The 20,331-nt window shown below is 71.0% G+C and carries 14 protein-coding genes; 8 read left to right on the top strand and 6 right to left on the bottom strand.

From position 1 onward, the window contains the following. Positions 1-5 precede the first annotated feature (5 nt). From glgB to ACMXN5_RS21920, 7 genes are all read left to right on the top strand, one after another. The gene (glgB, locus tag ACMXN5_RS21950) at positions 6-2,282 is read left to right on the top strand and encodes a 1,4-alpha-glucan branching protein GlgB (protein WP_439676637.1); all 2,277 of its coding nucleotides are present in this window, start codon (positions 6-8) and stop codon (positions 2,280-2,282) included. A 222-nt stretch (positions 2,283-2,504) separates the two neighbouring features. Next, the gene (locus ACMXN5_RS21945; protein ID WP_078975381.1) at positions 2,505-2,831 is read left to right on the top strand and encodes a WXG100 family type VII secretion target; all 327 of its coding nucleotides are present in this window, start codon (positions 2,505-2,507) and stop codon (positions 2,829-2,831) included. Continuing rightward, on the top strand, positions 2,831-9,748 hold the full coding sequence (locus ACMXN5_RS21940) for a toxin glutamine deamidase domain-containing protein (protein ID WP_439676636.1): 6,918 nt from the start codon (positions 2,831-2,833) through the stop codon (positions 9,746-9,748). Before ACMXN5_RS21945 ends, ACMXN5_RS21940 begins: the two co-directional genes overlap by 1 nt. Beyond that, entirely contained in the window at positions 9,745-10,251 is a 507-nt protein-coding gene (locus ACMXN5_RS21935) for an SMI1/KNR4 family protein (RefSeq protein ID WP_439676635.1), read from the top strand. Before ACMXN5_RS21940 ends, ACMXN5_RS21935 begins: the two co-directional genes overlap by 4 nt. Continuing rightward, positions 10,248-11,258 (top strand): SMI1/KNR4 family protein, encoded by a 1,011-nt coding sequence (locus ACMXN5_RS21930; RefSeq protein ID WP_439676634.1) that lies wholly within the window; start codon positions 10,248-10,250, stop codon positions 11,256-11,258. Before ACMXN5_RS21935 ends, ACMXN5_RS21930 begins: the two co-directional genes overlap by 4 nt. Before the next feature lie 31 nt (positions 11,259-11,289). Beyond that, positions 11,290-11,712 carry a YwqJ-related putative deaminase gene (locus ACMXN5_RS21925; protein ID WP_395787878.1) on the top strand — a complete coding sequence of 141 codons (423 nt, stop codon included), beginning with the start codon at positions 11,290-11,292 and terminating at the stop codon, positions 11,710-11,712. After that, on the top strand, positions 11,709-12,452 hold the full coding sequence (locus ACMXN5_RS21920; protein ID WP_439676633.1) for an SUKH-3 domain-containing protein: 744 nt from the start codon (positions 11,709-11,711) through the stop codon (positions 12,450-12,452). Before ACMXN5_RS21925 ends, ACMXN5_RS21920 begins: the two co-directional genes overlap by 4 nt. A 105-nt stretch (positions 12,453-12,557) precedes the next feature. Here ACMXN5_RS21920 and ACMXN5_RS21915 read toward each other — a convergent pair whose 3' ends face one another. The 3 genes from ACMXN5_RS21915 to ACMXN5_RS21905 all read right to left on the bottom strand — a co-directional run bounded on the left by ACMXN5_RS21915 (position 12,558) and on the right by ACMXN5_RS21905 (position 16,479). Next, positions 12,558-14,291, bottom strand: coding sequence for a DUF6114 domain-containing protein (locus ACMXN5_RS21915; RefSeq protein ID WP_439676632.1), 1,734 nt, complete (start codon positions 14,289-14,291; stop codon positions 12,558-12,560). Positions 14,292-14,367: 76 nt separating this feature from the next. Continuing rightward, a complete protein-coding gene (locus tag ACMXN5_RS21910; RefSeq protein WP_380040347.1) occupies positions 14,368-14,991 on the bottom strand; it encodes a DUF6230 family protein in 624 nt (207 codons plus the stop codon). 528 nt (positions 14,992-15,519) lie between these two features. Continuing rightward, positions 15,520-16,479: a tetratricopeptide repeat protein gene (locus tag ACMXN5_RS21905; protein ID WP_439676631.1), complete on the bottom strand. Its 960-nt coding sequence runs from the start codon at positions 16,477-16,479 to the stop codon at positions 15,520-15,522. A gap of 305 nt (positions 16,480-16,784) precedes the next feature. Between ACMXN5_RS21905 and ACMXN5_RS21900 the strand changes: the two genes are divergently transcribed. Next, on the top strand, positions 16,785-17,426 hold the full coding sequence (locus ACMXN5_RS21900) for a TetR/AcrR family transcriptional regulator (protein WP_439676630.1): 642 nt from the start codon (positions 16,785-16,787) through the stop codon (positions 17,424-17,426). Between the two features lie 298 nt (positions 17,427-17,724). Here ACMXN5_RS21900 and ACMXN5_RS21895 read toward each other — a convergent pair whose 3' ends face one another. The 3 genes from ACMXN5_RS21895 to ACMXN5_RS21885 form a co-directional block, all read right to left on the bottom strand. Continuing rightward, the gene (locus ACMXN5_RS21895) at positions 17,725-19,449 is read right to left on the bottom strand and encodes an acyl-CoA mutase large subunit family protein (protein WP_379995047.1); all 1,725 of its coding nucleotides are present in this window, start codon (positions 19,447-19,449) and stop codon (positions 17,725-17,727) included. A gap of 146 nt (positions 19,450-19,595) precedes the next feature. Further along, positions 19,596-19,913: a DUF3817 domain-containing protein gene (locus tag ACMXN5_RS21890; RefSeq protein ID WP_379995045.1), complete on the bottom strand. Its 318-nt coding sequence runs from the start codon at positions 19,911-19,913 to the stop codon at positions 19,596-19,598. A 50-nt stretch (positions 19,914-19,963) separates the two neighbouring features. After that, positions 19,964-20,290 carry a DUF3817 domain-containing protein gene (locus ACMXN5_RS21885; protein WP_078975393.1) on the bottom strand — a complete coding sequence of 109 codons (327 nt, stop codon included), beginning with the start codon at positions 20,288-20,290 and terminating at the stop codon, positions 19,964-19,966. Positions 20,291-20,331 lie beyond the last annotated feature (41 nt).

Genomic DNA, 20,331 nt, shown 5'->3' with positions numbered 1-20,331 from the left:
CATCCGTGACGGCCCGTCAGGACAGCGCGTCAACCGAGGACGGCGGGGTCGCCGGCCGTCCTGCCAAGCGTTCGGCGGGGCGTGCCCGCCCCCGGCCGACCGGCCGACCCGGGGTGCCACCGTTGGCCGCCGAGGAGTTGCGCCGCCTGGTGGACGGCGGTCATCACGATCCGCACGGGCTGCTCGGCCCGCATCCGCACGTGCCCGGCGTGGACGGCGTGGTGGTGCGGGTGCTGCGGCCGTGGGCCCGTGAGGTGATCGTGGTCACCGGCGAGCACCGGGTGCCGCTCACGCACGAGGCGGAGGGCCTGTTCACCGGCCTGCTGCCCGGCAACGAGGTGCCCGACTATCGGCTGGAGATCCGCTACGACGGCACCGAACTGCACACCGACGACCCGTACCGCTTCCTGCCCACCCTGGGCGAGTTGGACATACACCTGATCGCCGAGGGCCGGCACGAGCGGTTGTGGGACGTGCTCGGCGCGCACGTGCGCTCCTACGAGACCGCCAACGGCCCGGTCACGGGCACCTCGTTCGCGGTCTGGGCGCCGAACGCGCGCGGGGTGCGGGTGGTCGGCGACTTCAACTACTGGGACGGCGTCGCGCACCCGATGCGCTCGCTGGGCTCCTCCGGGGTCTGGGAGCTGTTCGTGCCCGACGTCGGCGACGGCACCAAGTACAAGTACGAGATCCTGGGCCGGGACGGGGTCTCCCGGCAAAAGGCCGACCCGCTGGCCTTCGCCACCGAGCTGCCGCCGTCCACCGCGTCGGTCGTGCACACCCCGACCTACACGTGGTCGGACAAGGAGTGGTTGGAGAAGCGGGCCGAGACGGTCCACCACACCGCGCCGATGAGCGTGTACGAGATCCACCTGGGCTCGTGGCGGCCGGGTCTGAGCTACCTCCAACTGGCCGAGCAGTTGCCCGCGTACGTGGCCGAGATGGGCTTCACCCATGTGGAGCTGCTGCCGGTGGCGGAACACCCGTACGGCCCATCGTGGGGCTATCAGGTGTCGTCGTACTACGCGCCCACCTCCCGGTTCGGCAATCCCGACGAGTTCCGGCACCTCGTGGACGCGCTGCACCGGGCCGGGATCGGCGTCCTGGTGGACTGGGTACCGGCGCACTTCCCCAAGGACGCGTGGGCGCTGGCCCGGTTCGACGGGACCGCGCTGTACGAGCACCCGGATCCGCGCCGGGGCGAGCACCCCGACTGGGGCACCCTGGTCTTCGACTACGGCCGGCACGAGGTGCGCAACTTCCTCGTGGCCAACGCGGTCTACTGGTGCGAGGAGTTCCACATCGACGGGCTGCGGGTGGACGCGGTCGCCTCGATGCTCTACCTGGACTACTCGCGCGAGCACGGCGAGTGGGCGCCCAACCAGCACGGCGGCCGGGAGAATCTGGACGCGGTGGCCTTCCTCCAGGAGATGAACGCGACGCTGTACCGGCGGGTGCCCGGCGTGCTCACCATCGCCGAGGAGTCCACCGCGTGGGACGGGGTGACCCGCTCCACCGAAAGCGGCGGACTCGGCTTCGGGTTCAAGTGGAACATGGGCTGGATGCACGACTCGCTGGAGTACATCCAGAAGGAGCCGATCCACCGGCAGCACCACCACAACGAGATCACCTTCTCGCTGATGTACGCGTGGAGCGAGAACTACATCCTGCCGATCAGCCACGACGAGGTGGTGCACGGCAAACGCTCGATGGTGGACAAGATGCCGGGCGACCGCTGGCAGCAGATGGCCAACGTGCGCGCCTACCTGGCCTTCATGTGGGCCCACCCGGGCAAGCAGTTGTTGTTCATGGGCTCGGAATTCGGCCACGGCGCGGAGTGGTCCGAGGCGCGCGGTCTGGACTGGTGGCTGCTGGACCACGCCGAGCACCAGGGCATCCGGGAGTTGGTCCGCGACCTGAACTCGATCTATCGGGGACGACCGGCGCTGTGGACCCAGGACACCCGCCCGGAGGGCTTCTCCTGGATCGACGGCGGCGACGCGGCGTCCAATGTGTTGTCGTTCGTCCGGCACGGCGCGGCCGGCGAACAGCTGGTGTGCGTGTGCAACTTCTCCCCGGTGGTCCGGGAGGACTTCCGGGTCGGGCTGCCGCACGCGGGCCGGTGGCGTGAGGTGTTGAACACCGACGCGGCCGGCTACGGCGGGGCCAACGTCGGCAACCAGGGCGAGGTATGGGCCGAGGACGTGACGTGGCACGGGCGACCGGCCTCCGCGTCGATGACGCTGCCGCCCCTGGCCGCTGTGTGGTTTGTGCCCGAATAGGGGTTGATGTGGCTTCCGGGAGCCGACGTCGCAGGGGCGACGTCGGCTCCCGGTCTGCTCGCGGTCGGCTCCCGGAAGGCTCGCGGTCGGCTCGCAGAAACGTGACACTCCGGCGAACCGTGAATTAGTGTCTTGCCTTCATGCCCCCGGAAGACGTCCCTCCGGAACCTGCCGGGGTCGATGCGACAGCCAGAGAGACATGGAACACGGGGGTGTTCTCACATGACGGCGGACGCGGGTACGGGGTACAAGGCCCTTCCCTCGGACTTCAAGACGGCGGGCAAGGCTTTCACCGACGCGGGACGCCGCGTGGCCGAGATCCGAACGACGCTCAAGACGTCCATCGAGGGCCTGGGCGAGTGCTGGGGGGACGACGACCTCGGCAACGGCTTCGCCAAGTCGTACAAGCCCGCCCGGGACAAGGTGCTGGAAGCGCTCGAAGCACTCGCCAAGGGTCTCGGGGAGATCGGCAAGGGTCTCGACACGTCCGCCGGCAACTACCAGAAGACCGAGGACCACAACCGTGAGAGCTTCGGTGGCAAAGCCTGATGGCGGTCGAAGCGGGGGAGATAGTCGAGAAGGTCCTCGAACTGCTCGTCGGCGTCGACTGGCCGGAGGGCGACGAGGACAAGTGTGAGGCCCTGGGCAAGGCGTGGGAGCACGCCGCGAGCGAGCTCGGCAAGGTCGCGGGGGACCTCGCCGCGGCGGTGAACAAGCTCAACGCCGCCAACGAGGGCAAGGGCATGGAAGCCTTCCTTCGGATGTGGGACAAGCTGAGCAAGGGCGAGAAGGCGTTCTTCCCGGCCCTGGAGGCGGCGTCCAAGGCACTCGGCGGCGCCGCGGACGACACGAGTGACACGATCTACGCCACCAAGATCGAGTTCGTCACGATGGCCACCATCCAGGGCGCGGCGATCCTGGCCCAGATCGCGGCCGCGCCGATCACCCTCGGCATCACCGCCGGTACCGCGGCGGCATCGACCGCCGCGCTGCGGTTCTCGTTCATGCAGGTGCTGCGGCGGATGCTGGGCCGGATCGAGGCGTCGATGGTGCGCCGACTGCTCAAGAACGTCGCCCTCGAGGCACTGTCCGAGGTGCGCGACGACATCATCTCCCAGTTCATCCACATGACCTGGGGCTCGCAGGACGGCTACTCGATCAAGCAGACCGCGCTGGCCGCGGGCGGCGGCGCGGCGGGCGGGTTGGCCGCGATCGGCGTGAACGGGCTCGGCAAGAAGGTCTTCGGCGAGGGCGCCGAGTCCGGCATCAAGGGCGTCACCACGTCGCTGGCCTCCAACGTGAGCGCCGAGGTCGCGGGCACGGTGGCCACCGGCGGCCCGGTGAACTGGGAGACGTTCGCGAGCGGGGGGCTGGGCGGGGCAACCGACCACGCGGCGTCGAAGGCGGGCGATCGGGTCTCGAACGCGTTCAATGTCCCGAACATCGGCACGCCGAACCTGGGCGCGGGCGGGAACGTCGGCGGCAACAGAATCGATTCGACACTGAACCCGGATCGTGGGGGATCGGGGAACGGCGGGGGGAACGGGGGGAGTTCGGGCGGGTCGAACGGGTCCAACGGCTCCGGGGGGTCGCACAACTCCAATGGGTCGAACGGGTCCAACGGGTCCAACAGTGGATCCGGTGGGAATCAGAGTGGGGGTTCGCCGCACAGCAACTCCGGGAACCCGGGTGGGAATTCCGGGGGGCACTCGGGTGGCGACTCCGGGAACTCTGGAGGTAACTCCGGGAACTCCGGTGGCAATTCGGGGAGCACCGGGAACACCGGTGGCAACTCCGGCGGTGACCACAGGCCCACACACGCTCCGGTCGCGACCCAGAGTACGTCGACGGCCCCGCCTCCCACGGCGGATGCCTCGACGGCGCCTTCCGCGCCGGCGCCGGGCGCGCCGGCCCACAGCGGCGGGCCGGCGCAGAACACCACGACCTACGTGCAGGCTCCGCCGCCGGGCGGCGGTCAGCCGGGTGGCATGCCCGCGCCTGCCGGTGCGCCCGCCGGTGGCTCGCCGGCCGCGAGCGGTTCGCCGCACGGCGGTGGCGGGGTACAGACCGCCACCGCGGCGACCGGGGCTCCGGCCGCGACCGGGCCGTCCTCGGCCGGCTCGACGTCGAGTGGCGGGCCGTCGCCGTCCGGGCCGGGTTCTGCCACGACCAACGTGTCGGCGACGACTACGGCCGCGGCCACGGGTACGGCTGCCGCCGGGGCCGGGAACGCGCATCCCGGCGCGGGGTCGGCCACGACGGGCAACTCCGCCGCGGGCAACGGGAGTACGGCCGCGAACGGCACGGCGTCCGGCCCGACGGCGACCCGGCCTGCGGGCGCGACCACCAACTCTGGTGCCGGGCAAGGTACTTCACCGAACCACAACGCGCCGAGCAGCGGCTCGCCGGACACCACGAACCGCATTCCGGGTCAGCGCACGGAGGGCTCGGGCGCCCCCGACCGCCCGAACACATCCCCCGACACCACGCCGCACACCGACCACCGCCCGGACTCGGCCACCGACCCCACCCCGGACCGGACCACGGACCCGAAGCCGGACACCCGGCCGGACACCCACACCGAGCCCGGCCCGGACCCGACCACGGACGCACACCCGGACTCGGATGCCCGGCCGGACACGACCCCGGACACCCGGCCGGATCCGACGCCGGACACGAGCCCGGACACCCGGCCGGATCCGACCGGCGACGCCACGCCGGACTCTCGACCGGACCCGACGTCCGACACGACACCGGACGCCCAGCCGGACCCGACCGGCGACACCACGCCCGACACCCGGCCCGATCCGGGCAGCGATGTCACGCCGGATGGTCGGCCCGACGCGACGTCCGACGCGACTCCGGACACCCGGCCCGACCCGACCGGCGAACCGGTCCGGGACGGCTCGCCCGACCCGGACCGCGAGGCCGCGCCGGACACTCGGCCGGATGCCACGCCGGATCCGCAGCAGGGCACTGATCTCAGCGCCGACCCCTCGGCCGACGCACACACCGGCGACGCCTCGCCGCACCCGGCCCGGGACGCCTCGCCGACGCGGGACGGCTCGGACGGCGGCGTCGCCGTACTGCACCTGCCGCCCGTCGGCCCGCAGCGCGGCACTTCGATCAGCCCGGCTCCGGCCGGCCGGTTCGGCGATGCCCTCGACGGATTCGGCAACCGTGTCCGCAATCTCTTCGGCCGAGGCCCCGACGCCTCGCCGAACGTCGCCCCGGACACCGACCCGACCACCGACCCCGGGCCGAACCCCGGTCCGTTCCGGCCGAGTTCCGACTCGGGAACCACCTACGACTCGACGCCGTACGGCAATTCCCGCCCGGACTCCACCCGGCCGGACTCGCCGCAGAATCCGGCCGGTCCGCTGGCCGACCGCCCGCCGCTGAACGACGGCCGCCCGCTGTACGAGACCGGCGGCCTGATGCCGCCGAGCGCGCGCGACCGGTCGGCGCTCGTCGACGCCGTCCCGCGCACCTCCGACGGCGCTCCCGTGGTGCACCCGGATCCGCGCGTCGACGGCTGGCTCCCGCTGCAGAACGACGGCGGCATCGACGTGCCCGGTCGGGCCAACAACTGCATGGACGGCGTACTGGCCTTCGGCAACACCTGGTTCGGCCGTCCGGAGGTGGCCGCGCCGCGGATCCCCGGTGAGAACGGCGGCGAGACCAGGGCACCGGAGCGGGCCCAGCGCGAGATCGGCGGGAACTGGACGCCCCTGGGTCGACGTCCGGACGGCAGTACCGACATCGCCGGCGCGTACGGCGAGATCGAGGCGCGGCTGCGCGACGCGGGGCCGGGCGCGCTGACGTACATCGTCACCTCCAGGCCGACCGAACCGCGGATCCAACCGGACGGCACGATCGAGACCGGCCGGGTCTCGCACGCGTGGGCCGCGGTCAACGTGGACGGCGACGTCCTGTGGGTCGACCCGCAGTCGGGCGAGGTCATGCCCGAGCCGTACCCGGGTCAGAACCGCGTATGGGCGCTGCCGGTGGACGCGAACGCCCAGCCGATCGACATGTCGGTGCCCGCGACCACGCGCCCGGCCGACCCGACCCCGGACCCCACCGGACAGCCGAACCCGGCCCGCCCGGCCGCCGATTCGACCACGCCGACCACCCCCGACCACCACACCGACACTCCGGACACCACGCCGGAGCCGAGTGCGGACACGACACCGAAGTCGCCCCGCACGGAACCGAATCCGACCACGGACTCGACCCCCGACGCACAGCCGGACAGCACCCCGGACGCCCGACCGAAGCCGGAAACCGACACCGACTCGGACGTCATCCCGGACACCCACTCGGACACCCACCCGGACGCGGAGCCCGACACCGCGCCCGATCCTCGGCCCGACGCGAAGCCCGCCCCGACCTCCAAGGTCACCCCGGACTCCGACTCCCGTCAGAACACCACGCCGGACCCGTCCCCCGACCGGACGCCGGGTCGACACACCGAGACCGCCCCGTCCGGGGACGGCGCGCCCACCCCGGACGCGAACACCGATCCCACCCCGGAGCGGGACGCCACGCCGACCCCCGACCCCGCGGCCGAGCCCGACCCGGCATCCCACCCGACCCCGGACGCGACACCCGCCCCGGTCCGGGACGGCAGCGGCGACACCACCGTCGACGCGACCCCGCAGCCGGGCGGCCCGTTCACCACGACGCCGCCCGGCGCCCCCGTACGGCCCGATCACACCGGACCGTTCCGCAACACCCTCCAGAGCCTCGGCGACCGGATGCGCGGCCTCCTCGGCCAGGGCCCGGACATCGACACCGGCCCGAACCACCCCGGCCCGGCGGCTCCTCCGTTCCAGGGCGGCCCGTTCCACCAGAACCCCAACACGCCGTCCCCCTACAACGGGACGCCGTACGGCAACACCCCGGTGGCGAACAATCCGTACGCGCAACCGATGCCGCACCACGCGCCGCCGCCCACGCCCGGCGGTCCGATGGCCGGCCGCCCGCCGCTGTCCGCCGGGCGTCCGTTCAACCAGCCCGGCGGCCTGCTCCCGCCCACCTGGAGCGATGTAAGCGCGTTGAACAACGCGGTACCTCGCCACCCCGACGGCACACCCGTGGTGCACCCCGACCCGCGCCAGGGGCGCTGGTTCCGGCTGCAGAACGACGGCGGCCATCAGGTACCCGGCCGAGGCATCAACTGCCTGGACGGCGTACTGGCCTTCGGCAACACCTGGTTCGGCCGACCGGAGGTGTCCGCGGCCCGCATGCCGGGTGAGAACGGCGGCGAGACGTACGGCATGCGGCGCGCGGAGCAGGAGACCGGCGCGCCCTGGAACCGGCTCGACCTCAACCCGGACGGCTCGTCGAACCCGGGTGCCGCCTTCGCCCGGATCGACGCCGCCCTGCGGACGTCCGGACCCGGCTCGATCTCGTACATCGTCACCGAATGGCCCCCGCGCAACGAGGTCCAGCCGGACGGTTCGGTCCGGGTGGTGCGCAGTTCGCACGCCTGGGCCGCGATCAACGTGGGTGGCGACATCCTCTGGATCGACCCGCAGACGAACCAGATCATGAACCTGCCGCACCCGAACGCGATCACCGTCTCCGCGATCACGCTCGACCCGAACGCCCGACCGGTCCCCATGACGGCCCCGCCCGTCACCCAACCGGTCGCCCCACCTCCGCCGCCGCAGCCGCTGCCGCTGCCGCACAACCAGCAGCAGCCACCGGTGAACCCGTACACCCAGCACCAACCACCGCCGGTACAGCCCAACCCGTACATGCAGCCGCCTCCGGTGCCGCCCGCCCCGCACTTCCAGACGATGCAGCCGGGCCCGTACGCCCACCAGCAACAGCCGCTACCACCGGCCCCGTTCACCCACGAGCCGGTGGTCCAGCCCAACCCGTACACCCAGCAACAACAACCGGGCCCGTACAACCAGCCCGGCCCCCACACCCAACAGCCGGTGCACCCCAACCCGTACACCCAACAACCACCGGTACAACCCGCCCCGCCGCACAACCAACAACCGATCCAGCCCGGCCCGGTCCAGCCGACGCCCCCGCACACCCAGCAGCCCTTCCAAACGGGCCCCGTGCACCCCGCACCGCCGCACAACCAGCAGCCCTTCCAAACCGGCCCGGTCCACCCCGCGCCCCCGCACAACCAGCAACCCATCCAGTCCGGCCCCGTCCACCCCACGCCCCCGCACAACCAGCAGCCGTTCCACACCGGTCCCGTCGACCCCGGCAGCCACGGGCCCAATCCCAACCCCACCCCCGCTCCGACCCCGGCCACTCCCCCGCCGCCACCGCGGCACACCCAGGCCAATCCGCCCGGTCCGATCGACACCACGCCGCCCCTCGCGCCGCCGATGCAGGCCAATCCGCGCCCGCTCGGCGAGCCCGCGACCACGGCGAGTCCGACCGGCGATCGGCCCACCACGCACGACGGTCGGCGCGACGACATCGAGCGTGAGGTCGGCGACTTCATGGCAACCCGCCCGGCCGCGGAGAACTTCGACCCCAACGCCGCGCCCAGCCCCAACTCCCCTACCTCGCCCACCACTTCGCCGGCGCCGAACCCGAACCCGAACCCGCCGAAGCCGGACGACGTCCGAGGCGGCCAGTCGCCCTACGACCTCGGCGTCACGCGCGACCCGTCCTTCATGGCCGACCGCGCAAATCTGACCTGGGACACCCACCGCGGCGACGCCGAATTCGAGATGCCGCAGAGCGCCCGCTCGAACAACCCGCACCCGGACACCGGCGCACCGCCCCGCAACAACCTCAATCGGGCCACGATCCGCCGGATGTTCGACGCCTCCGGCATCGACGCGCTGGTCAACCACCCGAACCCGGACGAGCTGACCAGCGCCGAGCGCCAGGCCCGCGACGAGTTCGACCGCCTCCTGCGCGGCGCCGACGGACGACTGCTGACCGGCCCCGACCTGGCACAGCGCATGAACGACCTGGCACTGCGCGGCCGGGACATGACCGGCGCTCCCCGCTACCCGATCAACTCGGGATACGCGGGCCAGATCGTGCACTTCGCGAGCCCGACGCTGGACAACCACTTCCCCGACGGCGTCTACATCAACCTGCAGGGTTATCCGGACTTCACCACCTACGCGGTGCGCACCATCAATCTTCCGCACACCGTCGTCGCCCCGCCCAAGCGCAGCGATTTCCCGCCCGGCCCGGATGGCACCAAGAAATTCAAGGAAGCCCGCCAGGAAGCGAACGACGACCAGCGCAAGCTCGATATTCGCCAGGCCAACGCGGAATTCCGAAACGATCCGATGTGGGCCGGCGTCCGCCCGGGCCGCAGCGCTCCCGGATACGTCTGGCACCACGTCGAGGGCACACGCACCATGATGCTCATACCGTTCGCAGTACACTACGCGGTGAAACATCACGGTGGTATCGCCAGCGCCATGGCCCCCGATCCCGCGTCCGGCAACCCTGGAGTCCAGCCTTGACCGTCGAATTGACGCCGCGAGGAACCCTCTCGGAAGAAGCCCTGCGCGAACTCGAGGAAAAACTCGGGTTCGCCCTGCCGGCCGAATACCGTGCCTGGCTCGCCGCCACCAACGGTGCCGAGTTCCCGGTCGCCGCCCAGCTCATGCCGCGTGGCCTGGACCCGGAGGACGACCTCTACGGCCACCGCACCGGCGGCGATCCGCAGACCGAACTGCTCTACGCCCACGGCTATTGCCGCGACGTGCTCACCCTGGATTATCTGCCGGTCACCCGCCTCACCACCGGAATCGTGGCGATCAAGGTGACCGAACCCGAATGCGGCTCGCTCTGGTATTGGAGCGAGTCGACCCTCGACACCGACGAGGAATACACCCCCGAATACATCTCGACCCACCTGCTCCGCCGGGTGGCCGATACCTTCGCCCAATTCCTGGAGCTGTGGGAGATCGACCCGACCTCCCCGTTCCTGGATTCGGCAGATCCGGAACGGACCGCGCCATGACCGATATCGGTGCCGCGGCCGGCGACTCGCCGGCCGCCGAATTCGCGGGTTCGATCGTCGATTTCGGCCGCACCTCGCGCAGTCGGGTCTACCCCGACGGAGTCTTCGTCGACCTGTACGGATTCCCGGATTTCCTGCCGTACGCGCGGGTGGTGATCGAGGCCGCGCCGATCCCGCCGGGGCTCGGTGTCGACGAGGCCAGGGTCACCGACGTACTCGCGGCCAACCTCGCGGCGGCCGGCACCGGCGATCCGCTGTACCGGGACCTCGTGGAGACGGCGACCCCGCGCGGCTGGACCTGGCACCACGCGCCGCACGCGCGCCGGCTGTACCTGATCCCGGTGGACGTCAAGAACGCGATGCGCCACCACGGCGGGGTGGCCACGATGACGTCGGTCGACCGGGACCGCACCGGCCTGTGGAGCCCGGTCGAGCAGGCCCGGGTGCCGGTCACGCTGCACGTCGGCCGACCACTGACCGACGTCGACCTGACCCACCTGGAGGGCAAGTACCTCAAGTACCGACTCCCGGACGCCTACCGGGCGTTGCTGATCGACAACGGCGGCGGCCCGCCGGCCCGCCCGGCGGTGCACCCGCGCCACGGGTTCGTGGTCGACCAGCAGTTCTTCAACCTCTACGGCGCCTACGACCCGTACGACCTGCTGGACGTGGCGGCCCGGTTCACCGACCGGTTGACCGCCGACTTCCTGGCCGTCGCGTGGGTCCAGGGCGGCGCACTGGTGCTCAAGACCCAGGGGCAGGACGCCGGTTCGGTCTGGTACTGGGACAACGACGACCGCTACGCCCGACAGGGCGACACCCCGGAGGCGACCGTCGCGCTGCTGTCCCGGCTCGCCGACGACGTCGGCACGCTGCTGGCCGACGCGTTGGTCCAAGTGCCGGGCGAACTCGACGAGATCGCCCGCACCGCGGCCGCCGGCGGCCGCTACCGGCCGATCGTCGTCGACCACGCGGGCGCGGGTCTGCCCGCCGACCTGCGACCCTGACGCGGCATCACGAAGGGAACGGACGAGACCGATGTTCGACAATCAGCTGCCGCCCGGCGTCGGTGCGGCGTTGCAACGCCCCGGCCGGGAGCCGATGACGGCGGTGAGCGCGCACACCACGCTCGTGGACCTGCACCCGGCCGTGACCGCGCTCCTGGACCGGACCGAGCCCGCGATGCGCTCGGTGTTCCACGGGCGTTGCCCGGACGCGGCGTTGTTGTCCGAGGTCGCGGTCGAGGCGGAGGCGTCGTTGGCCGCCGAGGGTGTGCACGACCCCGACCACGACGCGGTGCTCGACCGGATGCGGCACCTGCTGCGCGGCGCGGCGCTGGCCGCGATCCTGCTGCGCGAGCCGAACGACCCCGCGCACGAGCGGCCGATCCCGCCGTGTTCGTCCTGCGCGCCCGCGCTGGCCGATCTGGGCGTGACGATCCTGGAGGTGCCCGCGTCATGAGCGATCGTTTTCCCGAGGCCGTGGCCCAGGCCCTGACGGCCACCGGCTGGCAGCCCGGCATCCACATCCCGGAAGAGGAACTGCTGCGCTGGTACCGGGCGTTGGGCACGGCCGGGATCGATGTCCCGCCGAGCGCGATCAAGGCCCTGTGGGAGTTCGGCGGGATGACGGTGCATCAGTACGGGCCCGGCACGGACATGTCGCGGATGCCGTTCCGGATCGACCCGCTGGTCGGGCTGTACGCGGGCGACGTGCTCGCGGCGTACGGCGCGGCGCTGGGCCGGCCGCTCACCCCGGTCGGCGAATACGACCTGGGGCGCGGCCGGTTGACGATGGATCCGCGCGGCGCGGTGTACCTGTGGTGGGGCGACCTGTGGCACGTGGCCGACACATTCGACGGCGCGCTGATCGCGCTGATCGAGGGCCGGCGGCCCACCCGCCTGAACCTGACGCCCGCCCGGGAGCCGCTGCCCCCGAAGCCGATCGACGAGCGCGAGGCCCGGGACAAGGCCCGACGGCACGTGGTCGGCGGCGGCCCGCATGCGCCGGTCGACTTCGTGATGAGCGAGTTCGAGTACGGCTGGCTGGTCCAGCCGATCTTCGCCGACCCCGACCCGATGGCCAACGTGGGCGCCGGCCAGTGGATCATCGACCGCCGCAACGGTCGGGTGACCCTGTGGCCGAGCCTGCCCCCCGAGAACATCCTGGCCCTGTTCCGCGAACGCCACGTGGACGTGTAGCGCCCGGCGGCAACCGGCCCCCACGCCGATGCGCCCCGGAACCGCGTGGGTTCCGGGGCGCATCGGTGGTTCGGTGCGTCGACCGCTCGTGTCGACTCGATCCGACTACTTCACGTTGACCTTGTTGAGGCCGTAGCCGGGGATGTGCAACTTCCCGCCCAGTTGGGCGTACATCGAACTCTCCACGTTCGTGAAGAAGACGATCGGCACGTTGATCGGCGGCGGGCTCTCGGGCGTGAAGGTGATCGGGATGATCCCGAAGATGTTGCCCTTGAGGTACTTCACGTACATCGTCGTCGGGATGTCCGCGTCCATCCAGGACTTGCTGCCCTCGTCGGACGAGATGACGACGTCCTTGCCGCCCTCCTCCTTCACCGTCATGGACATGTTCCAGATGTCGATGCCCTTGGACACCGTGAACTTGAGCGCGTTCTCCTCGACCCCGGTGAGCGTCCGGACCTTGACCACGCCCTCGTAGTTCAGCCCGGCCATGGCCAGCAGGCTGGACTTGAGGACCAGGGGGTCCACCGCGACCGGCGGGATCCCGTTGCCGCTCTTGGCGTTCACGGGACCCTGGACCGGACACGGGAAGGGCGACTTGCCGTCCTTCGGCGCGGCCGACGACGACGTGGCCGACGGCTTGGCCGACGTCGTCGTGGGCCTGGTCGAGGGTTTGCCCGACGCCGAAGCGGAGGGCGTCGACTTGGCCGCCGGCGGCGCGGCCGAGGCCGAGCCGCCCGAGGCCGCCAACGGCGCGGCGGGTGCGGCGGGTGCGGTGGGTGCCGTCGATGCCGGCGCGGACGGCTTGATCCCGGGCAGGCCGAGACCGGGCAACCCGGGCAGCGTCAACTCGGGCAGTTTCAGCTCCGGCAGCTTCAACTCGGGCAGCTTGAACGCCGGTTCCCCGCTTTCCGGTGCCTTGCCTTCCGGCGCCTTGGACGTGCCGGCCCTCGGGTCGGCCGCCGGGCTCTGCGCGGCGGTGGGTTGCCCCGCCGCGGACCGTGTCTGCGCCGCCTTGCCGGCGGGGGTCGAACCCGCCGACGGGGCGGCCGTGCTGCTCGGCGCCGCGCTCGACGTGCTCGGCGTGGCCGACGCCGAACCCGGCGACGTGGTGGGACTCGCCGAGGCGCACGGCCCGTCCGCGTACGGGTTCTCGGGCAGTGGGTCGCTGGGCGACGCACTCGCGATCCCGACCAGTCCGACCACGCCGGCCATCGCGGCCACGATCACGGCGAGCGTGACCCTGGGGGCGGCCGTTCCCGCCGCCTTGTCACCGGGCCGGTCGGTCTCCGACCCGGTCGACGCTTCCCCCGAGGCATCGGGGGCCTTTCCGTTCAACGCGTCGGCCAGGAAGCCGTCCTCGACGAGCGTGTCGTCGACGTCGGCGCGGCCGTCGTGTCCGTCCCCGGCGTCGTCACCACGGCGCTCGTCGTCCTCGTCGTCCGACTGCTCGTTGTACGTCCAGGAGGTCGCGAGCATGCCACCGACGAGGCCGAGCAACATGCCCACGCCGAAGCCGCCGAAGGTCGCCACGATGAAGGACACGAGCGATACGAGGATCACGAAGATCCCGAGGTAGACCCGCGCCGCCGGGGTCAACCAGAGCGCGATTCCACACATGATCAGGATGGCGCCGATGAACAGCGCCGAGACGCCGCCGAACTGCGTCAGCCTGACCGTGACGTCACCCGCGCTGACGGATGCGTACGGGGCCCACAGGATGGGTCCCGCAGCCAGGATGGTGAAGAGTCCGGCCCAGAACGGCCGGGCCGATCGCCACTCCCGAAACGCGCGCAGGCAGCGCACGACCGCATGGGGATGCCGCTGTTCTGCGGTCACTGTTCAACTCCCTGGAATGCCGCCTCGATACGACTGACCGGCTGTGGGCGACGAGGCGCCCACAGCCGACGGAACGTCAGAAGCACTCCTTGCTACCGCCGCCGACCTCCAGGTGGAGGTCCTTGAGGTAGAACCGGCCCGCCTGCACGAGCCAGGCCGACTGCTTGACGTCGGTGAACGTCGCCTTGTTGGCCTGCTGGCCGAACATCGTGGGGTGGCCGTTGCCGATGGTGGCCGGACCCTTGCCCCCCGAGCCCTTGGCCATGGTCGACGCGTCGACGCCGATGTCGATGTTCTCGAACACCGCGTCGCCGTCGAGGCCGTCCATCGAGAGGGTCATGTTGTCGGCCTCGGCCTTGGTGCCCTTGCCGCCGGCCTCGATCCGGAGCACGATGCCGAACGGCCCCTTGACCGACTGGCAGAGGTTGGTGATGTCGGCGTGGCCGATCGCGGCGGTCGCGACCGGCACGTCGGCGCCCTTGTTCCGCTTGAGGAAGTCCCCGAACTGGGAGAAGTCCGTCGCCTCCATCTTGTCGGCGCGGACCTTGAAGTTGCCGCCGCCCACGGTGATGTTCACCGGGACCACACCGTTCGCGACGCCCGCGAACATGCCCACGGTCATTGCCGCGACCGGCAGGAGCACGATGCCGAATCGCTTCCAGCGGGTCTTGCCGCTACCCGTCTGAACCTTCTTGTCCATGGTCCTCCTCGGGACAGAGTCCCCTCCTCATGCGGACCAGGGCCGCACGTGGCGGGGCATGGAGGGAGGGCCTGCCTGTCCCGGGAAGGACCGGCGCGGCCTGGATGGGGAGGTCCGCGTCCGCGCCACCGACCGGCTGCCGGGGCGAATGGGACACGGATCGAGCGGCCCGATCATCTTTCACGACCGGGTCGGCACACAAGAGGTTCGTTACCGGCGGGTAACGCGGTCCGTCGAACGCCGCTCGCCACCGGATCACAGCGCGGTATCGAGACGCATGTCCGTCGATCCGATTTTGTGGGATAAGTCCGTTAACGGATCACCCGGAGGTCACCAAAAGACACGCAGGGCGAGGGAAATGACCCATAGTCAAAGATGGGTAAAGACAACGCCCCGGCCGCTCTCGGAATCGAGAACGACCGGGGCTTCATCGACAAAGCGAGCGAGCGCGGCCGGCGGCCGGAACGGCGCCCGAAACGCCGCTCGGAGCGGTGTCCGACGCAACCGGACCGCGGTGCTGACGCAGACTCAGAAAAGCACGCCCGCAAGGGCCATGCGCGCCTTCGGCACCCGGGGGTCGTCGGCGCCGACGATCTCGAACAGCTCCAGCAGGTGCACCCGCGCCTTGTTCCGCTCGTCGCCCGAGGTCCGCCGCACGGTCTCCACGAGTCGGGCGAACGCCTCGTCGGCGCGGCCGTCCAGGATGTCCACGTCGGCGGCGAGGGTCTGTACGGCGACGTCGTCCGGGTGCTCGGCGGCGTCCGCCCGGGCCTTGTCCGCGTCCACACCCTGGGTGCGCAGCAGGAGTTCGGTATTGATCAGGCCGAGCTTGGCCTCGGCGTGCGCGGGGTGGTCGGAGAGCACGTTGCGGAACGCCTGGGCCGCGCCGTCCAGATCGCCGGCCTCCAGCGCCTCGTCGGCGGGCGCGAGCAGCGGGTCGCCGGGGGGCTCCTCCTCGGACTCGGCGTCGTCGGGGGCCTCGGCCGGTGCGCCGTCGACCACCACACCGGTCAGCCCGAAGCGCTCCTCGCCGAGTTGGACGAGCTGGTCGAGCACCTGGCGCGCCTGCTGCTCGGGCACCACGCCCTGGAACAGCGGGGCGAGCTGGCCGCCGAGCACCGCCATCACGGCGGGGATGCCCTGGATCCCGAACTCCTGGGCCAGGCGCGGGTTGGCGTCGACGTCGATCTTGGCGAGCACGAAGCGGCCGGCGTACTCCTCGGCCAACCGCTCCAGGAGCGGGCTCAGCTGCTTGCACGGCTGGCACCACTCGGCCCAGAAGTCGATCACGACGGGTGCCTGCTGGGAGAGCGCGAGCACATCGGTCTCGAAGGTGGCCTCGGTGACGTCGATGACGACCCGTTGGCCACCGGCCGCGGCGGCGGGCTTCCCGGCCGGGGCGGCCGCACGCTTGGCGGCATTGTCGGCGGCGGCCTTGACCGCCCCGAGATCGACTACTCCGCGCATGGACATGTTCCGTGGCTGCATGTAGACATCTTCCCCCGAGAGCAAGGCGAACGATGCACGGGGCGACCCACCGGCACACGCACGAGTTCCCGTCGCGCCCCGGTCCCCGCAGGATGCGGGCCCCGGGACGGACGACGACCCTTGACAGGTCGTCAGTCGCGATCGTGTGCTCGAATCCCCATCCAGGCACCGCGATTCGCTACGGCTCGTAGCGTAAGGGGAGCGCCGGGCGGAATGCGACCGTAGGATCCCCAATGGCGGATGTGAGTTGCGCCACCGGAGCGGATCGGGACCGGGAACCGTACCAGCCGGTAACATGACCGCCCGTGCACGACGAATCGGCGGAACCGGTGGAACGACGGGCGGTCGGCGCGCCCCCACAGCGCATCGGGCGCCCCCGCAGCACCACCGCGGACGACGCGATCCTGGCCGCGGCGCGCGCACTCCTCGCCGAGGGCGGCTGGGCGGGGCTGGCCATGGGCGACGTCGCCACGCGCGCGGGCGTGGCCAAGACCACGCTGTACCGCCGCTGGCACTCCAAGCACGACCTGGCCATCGCCGCCGTCGCGGAGATGCTGGACACGCTGCACCTGCCGGATCGGGGCCCGGATCTACGCGCGGACATCGAGGACGTGGTCCGCCGCTTCGCCGCACTCCTCGGCCGCCCCGAGATGCGCACGGCCCTGATGGGCCTGGTGGCCGACTCCACCAGCGACCCGGCCCTACGACGGCGCATCCGCGAGGAAATCGTCGACCCCCAAAAACGCCTGGTGGTCGAAGGCCGATCCCGAGCCAAAGCCAGAGGCGAAATCACCGCCCCGGGCGACATAGACGTAGACCTGATCTTCGACGTAATCGCCGGCACGGTGGTCCAACACATCCTGGTAAGCGCCGAACCCGCCTCCGACAACTGGGTCCAACGCTTCACCACATTCGTAGTAACCGGCCTACTCCCAGCCAACCCGTAAGCCCACCGCGCCCAAAAGCACCTCCAGCCCAAGCCCACCTCGACCGAAGCCCGGCTCAACTCCCCCAGGGGCCCACCCGGCCAACCCAAGCAAACCCAGCCCGGCCGGCGCTTGAGGCCACCTCGGCCAAAGGCCGGGTCGACTCCCCCAGGAGCCCACCCGGCCAACCCAAGCAAACCCAGCCCGGCCGGCGTTTGAGGCCACCTCGGCCAAAGGCCGGGTCGACTCCCCCAGGAGCCCACCCGGCCAACCCAAGCAAACCCAGCCCGGCCGGCGTTTGAGGCCACCCGGCTCGGGCTCAGAAGCGCGCGGGCTCCGTGTACGTGCCCCACTCCTCCCGAAGAACGTCACAGATCTCCCCGAGCGTCGCCTCCACCCGAGCCGCCGCCAACATCGGCGGCACCAGATTCCCCGACCCCCGCGCAACATCCCGCATCGCACCAAGCGCCGAGTCCACCGCAGCCTGATCCCGCGCGCCCCGCCGCTTCCCGAGCATCGCCACCTGGTCCCGCTCGACCTCGTGGCTGACCCGCATGATCTCCAGGTCCCCCGTCACCGACCCCTCGTGGCAGTTGACCCCGACGACCCGCTTGTCGCCCTTCTCCACCGCCCGCTGGTAGCGGAACGCCGACTCGGCGATCTCCCCGGTGAACCACCCGTCCTCGATGCCGCGCAGGATGCCCGACGTCATCGGCCCGATCGGGTGCGGCGAACTCTCGCCCAGCTCGCGGATCTTCGCGAACGTCGCCTCCGCCTCGGCCTCCAGCCGATCCGTCAATGCCTCCACGTACCACGACCCGCCCAGCGGGTCGGCCACCGCCGCGACGCCGGTCTCCTCCATCAGCACCTGCTGCGTGCGCAGCGCGATCTCCGCGGCCTGCGCACTCGGCAGCGCCAGCGTCTCGTCCAGCGCGTTCGTGTGCAGCGAGTTCGTCCCGCCGAGCACCGCCGCGAGCGCCTCGACCGCGGTGCGCACCACGTTGTTGTACGGCTGCTGCGCAGTCAGCGACACGCCCGCTGTCTGGGTGTGGAAGCGCAGCCACTGCGCCTTCGCGGTCTTCGCGCCATACACGTCGCGCATCCACCGCGCCCAGATCCGGCGCGCCGCGCGGAACTTGGCGATCTCCTCGAAGAAGTCCACGTGCGCGTCGAAGAAGAACGACAACCCGGGACCGAAGACGTCCACGTCCATCCCGCGCGACAGCCCGAGCTCCACGTAGCCGAACCCGTTGGCCAGCGTGTACGCCAGCTCCTGCGCGGCCGTCGCCCCCGCCTCGCGGATGTGGTACCCGGACACCGACAGCGGCTTGTACGCCGGGATCTTCTCGGCGCAGTACTCCATCAGGTCGCCGATCAACCGCAGGTGCGGCTCGGGCGCGAACAGCCACTCCTTCTGCGCGATGTATTCCTTGTAGATGTCGGTCTGCAGCGTGCCGTTGAGGGTGCCGATGTCCACGCCCTGCCGCTCCGCCGCGACCAGGTACATGCAGAACGCCGGCACCGCCGGCCCGGAGATGGTCATCGACGTGGTCACGTCGCCCAGCGGGATGTCGCGGAAGAGCACGTCCATGTCGGCCGCCGAGTCCACCGCGACGCCGCAGTGCCCGACCTCGCCGAGCGAGCGCTCGTCGTCGCTGTCCCGGCCCATCAGGGTCGGCATGTCGAAGGCGACGGAGAGCCCGCCGCCGCCGGCCGCCAGGATCATCCGGTAGCGCTCGTTGGTCTGTTCCGCGTTGCCGAAGCCGGCGAACTGCCGGATGGTCCACGCCCGGCCCCGGTAGCCGGTCGCGTACAGGCCGCGGGTGTACGGAAATTCGCCCGGCCAGCCGATCCGCTCGAAACCGGCGTAGGGCTGGTCCGCGGGCGGGCCGTAGACCGGCTCGACCTCGAGTTCGGAAAGCGTGGTGCGGCGCATGCCGTCGTTGCGGACCTTGTCGTAGCGGTCCTGCCAGCGCCGCCGACCCTCTTCGATGTCCTCGGTGTTCACGTGGCTCCCGTCCGATGCCGTCGTCGTAGGACCCATTCCCGCGCGGCACCGGAAAAATTACTAGGACGTCCTAGTAAATGTCCAAGCACCCCCGAAAATATGCCCACCTCCCGATAACGCCGAAGCCCCCGACGAGGTGTCGGGGGCTTCGTGGGCACGGCCGCGAGCGCGGCGGCGGCCGGTCAGGCGGTGGCCGGCGCCGCGGTCGGCTCGACCAGCTTGTGCTTCATCTTGTAGTCGAAGACGAACGGGCCGAACGGCGGGATCGCGGCGACGAACGCGAGCAGCGTGGTCTTGTTGTCCCACGAGAGCTTGGTGCGCGCGTCCATCATGGCCAGCAGGTACAGGATGAACAGGACCGCGTGCAGCAGGCCCAGCGGCATGACGAGGTTGATGTCCGAGATCCGGCTCAGCAGCGAGCCGAAGACGAGCAGGATCAGAAACGAACAACCCTCGGCGATCGAGATCACCTTGAAGCGGCCGGAGGCGGTGGAAAGCATGGGGGGATCCTCGGGGGAAGCGGGTACGGAACGGGCTGACTGCGAGCGGCTCAGGCGCCGGCGGCGGCGGTGGCGAGGCCGCGCTCGTGGACCGCCTCGACGGCCTTGCGCTCGGCGAAGAACGACGCGAGCGGAACGGTGCCGGCGAGCATCATCAGCAGCATGCGCTCGAACTTCCACTTCATCTTGCTGCTGAGGTCGAAGGTGACGACGAGGTAGATCATGTAGAACAGGCCGTGCGCCTGGCTGACGTAGAGCGTCGCCTTCTCGCCGGTGTCGAACCCGTACTTCAGGACCATGCACAGGCACAGGACCAGGAGCATGCACCCGGTGATCCAGGCCATCACTCGGTAGCGGGTCAATACGGCAGGCTTCACGGCAGCACCTTCGGTAACGGCGGGCTCGACGTCGTCGTCGA

The organism is Embleya australiensis (assembly GCF_051903075.1).
Taxonomy (GTDB): Bacteria; Actinomycetota; Actinomycetes; order Streptomycetales; family Streptomycetaceae; genus Embleya.
Note: the sequence above shows the minus strand (reverse complement) of the source record. Positions and strands in the feature narration are given on the sequence as shown.

Excerpts from the sequence above, each read along its gene's own strand:
- ACMXN5_RS21945 (WP_078975381.1), top strand. The coding sequence starts at position 2,505 with ATGACGGCGGACGCGGGTACGGGGTACAAGGCCCTTCCCTCGGACTTC.
- ACMXN5_RS21940 (WP_439676636.1), top strand. The coding sequence starts at position 2,831 with ATGGCGGTCGAAGCGGGGGAGATAGTCGAGAAGGTCCTCGAACTGCTC.
- ACMXN5_RS21930 (WP_439676634.1), top strand. The coding sequence starts at position 10,248 with ATGACCGATATCGGTGCCGCGGCCGGCGACTCGCCGGCCGCCGAATTC.
- ACMXN5_RS21925 (WP_395787878.1), top strand. The coding sequence starts at position 11,290 with ATGTTCGACAATCAGCTGCCGCCCGGCGTCGGTGCGGCGTTGCAACGC.
- ACMXN5_RS21920 (WP_439676633.1), top strand. The coding sequence starts at position 11,709 with ATGAGCGATCGTTTTCCCGAGGCCGTGGCCCAGGCCCTGACGGCCACC.
- ACMXN5_RS21910 (WP_380040347.1), bottom strand. The coding sequence starts at position 14,991 with ATGGACAAGAAGGTTCAGACGGGTAGCGGCAAGACCCGCTGGAAGCGA.
- ACMXN5_RS21905 (WP_439676631.1), bottom strand. The coding sequence starts at position 16,479 with ATGCAGCCACGGAACATGTCCATGCGCGGAGTAGTCGATCTCGGGGCG.
- ACMXN5_RS21895 (WP_379995047.1), bottom strand. The coding sequence starts at position 19,449 with ATGGGTCCTACGACGACGGCATCGGACGGGAGCCACGTGAACACCGAG.
- ACMXN5_RS21890 (WP_379995045.1), bottom strand. The coding sequence starts at position 19,913 with ATGCTTTCCACCGCCTCCGGCCGCTTCAAGGTGATCTCGATCGCCGAG.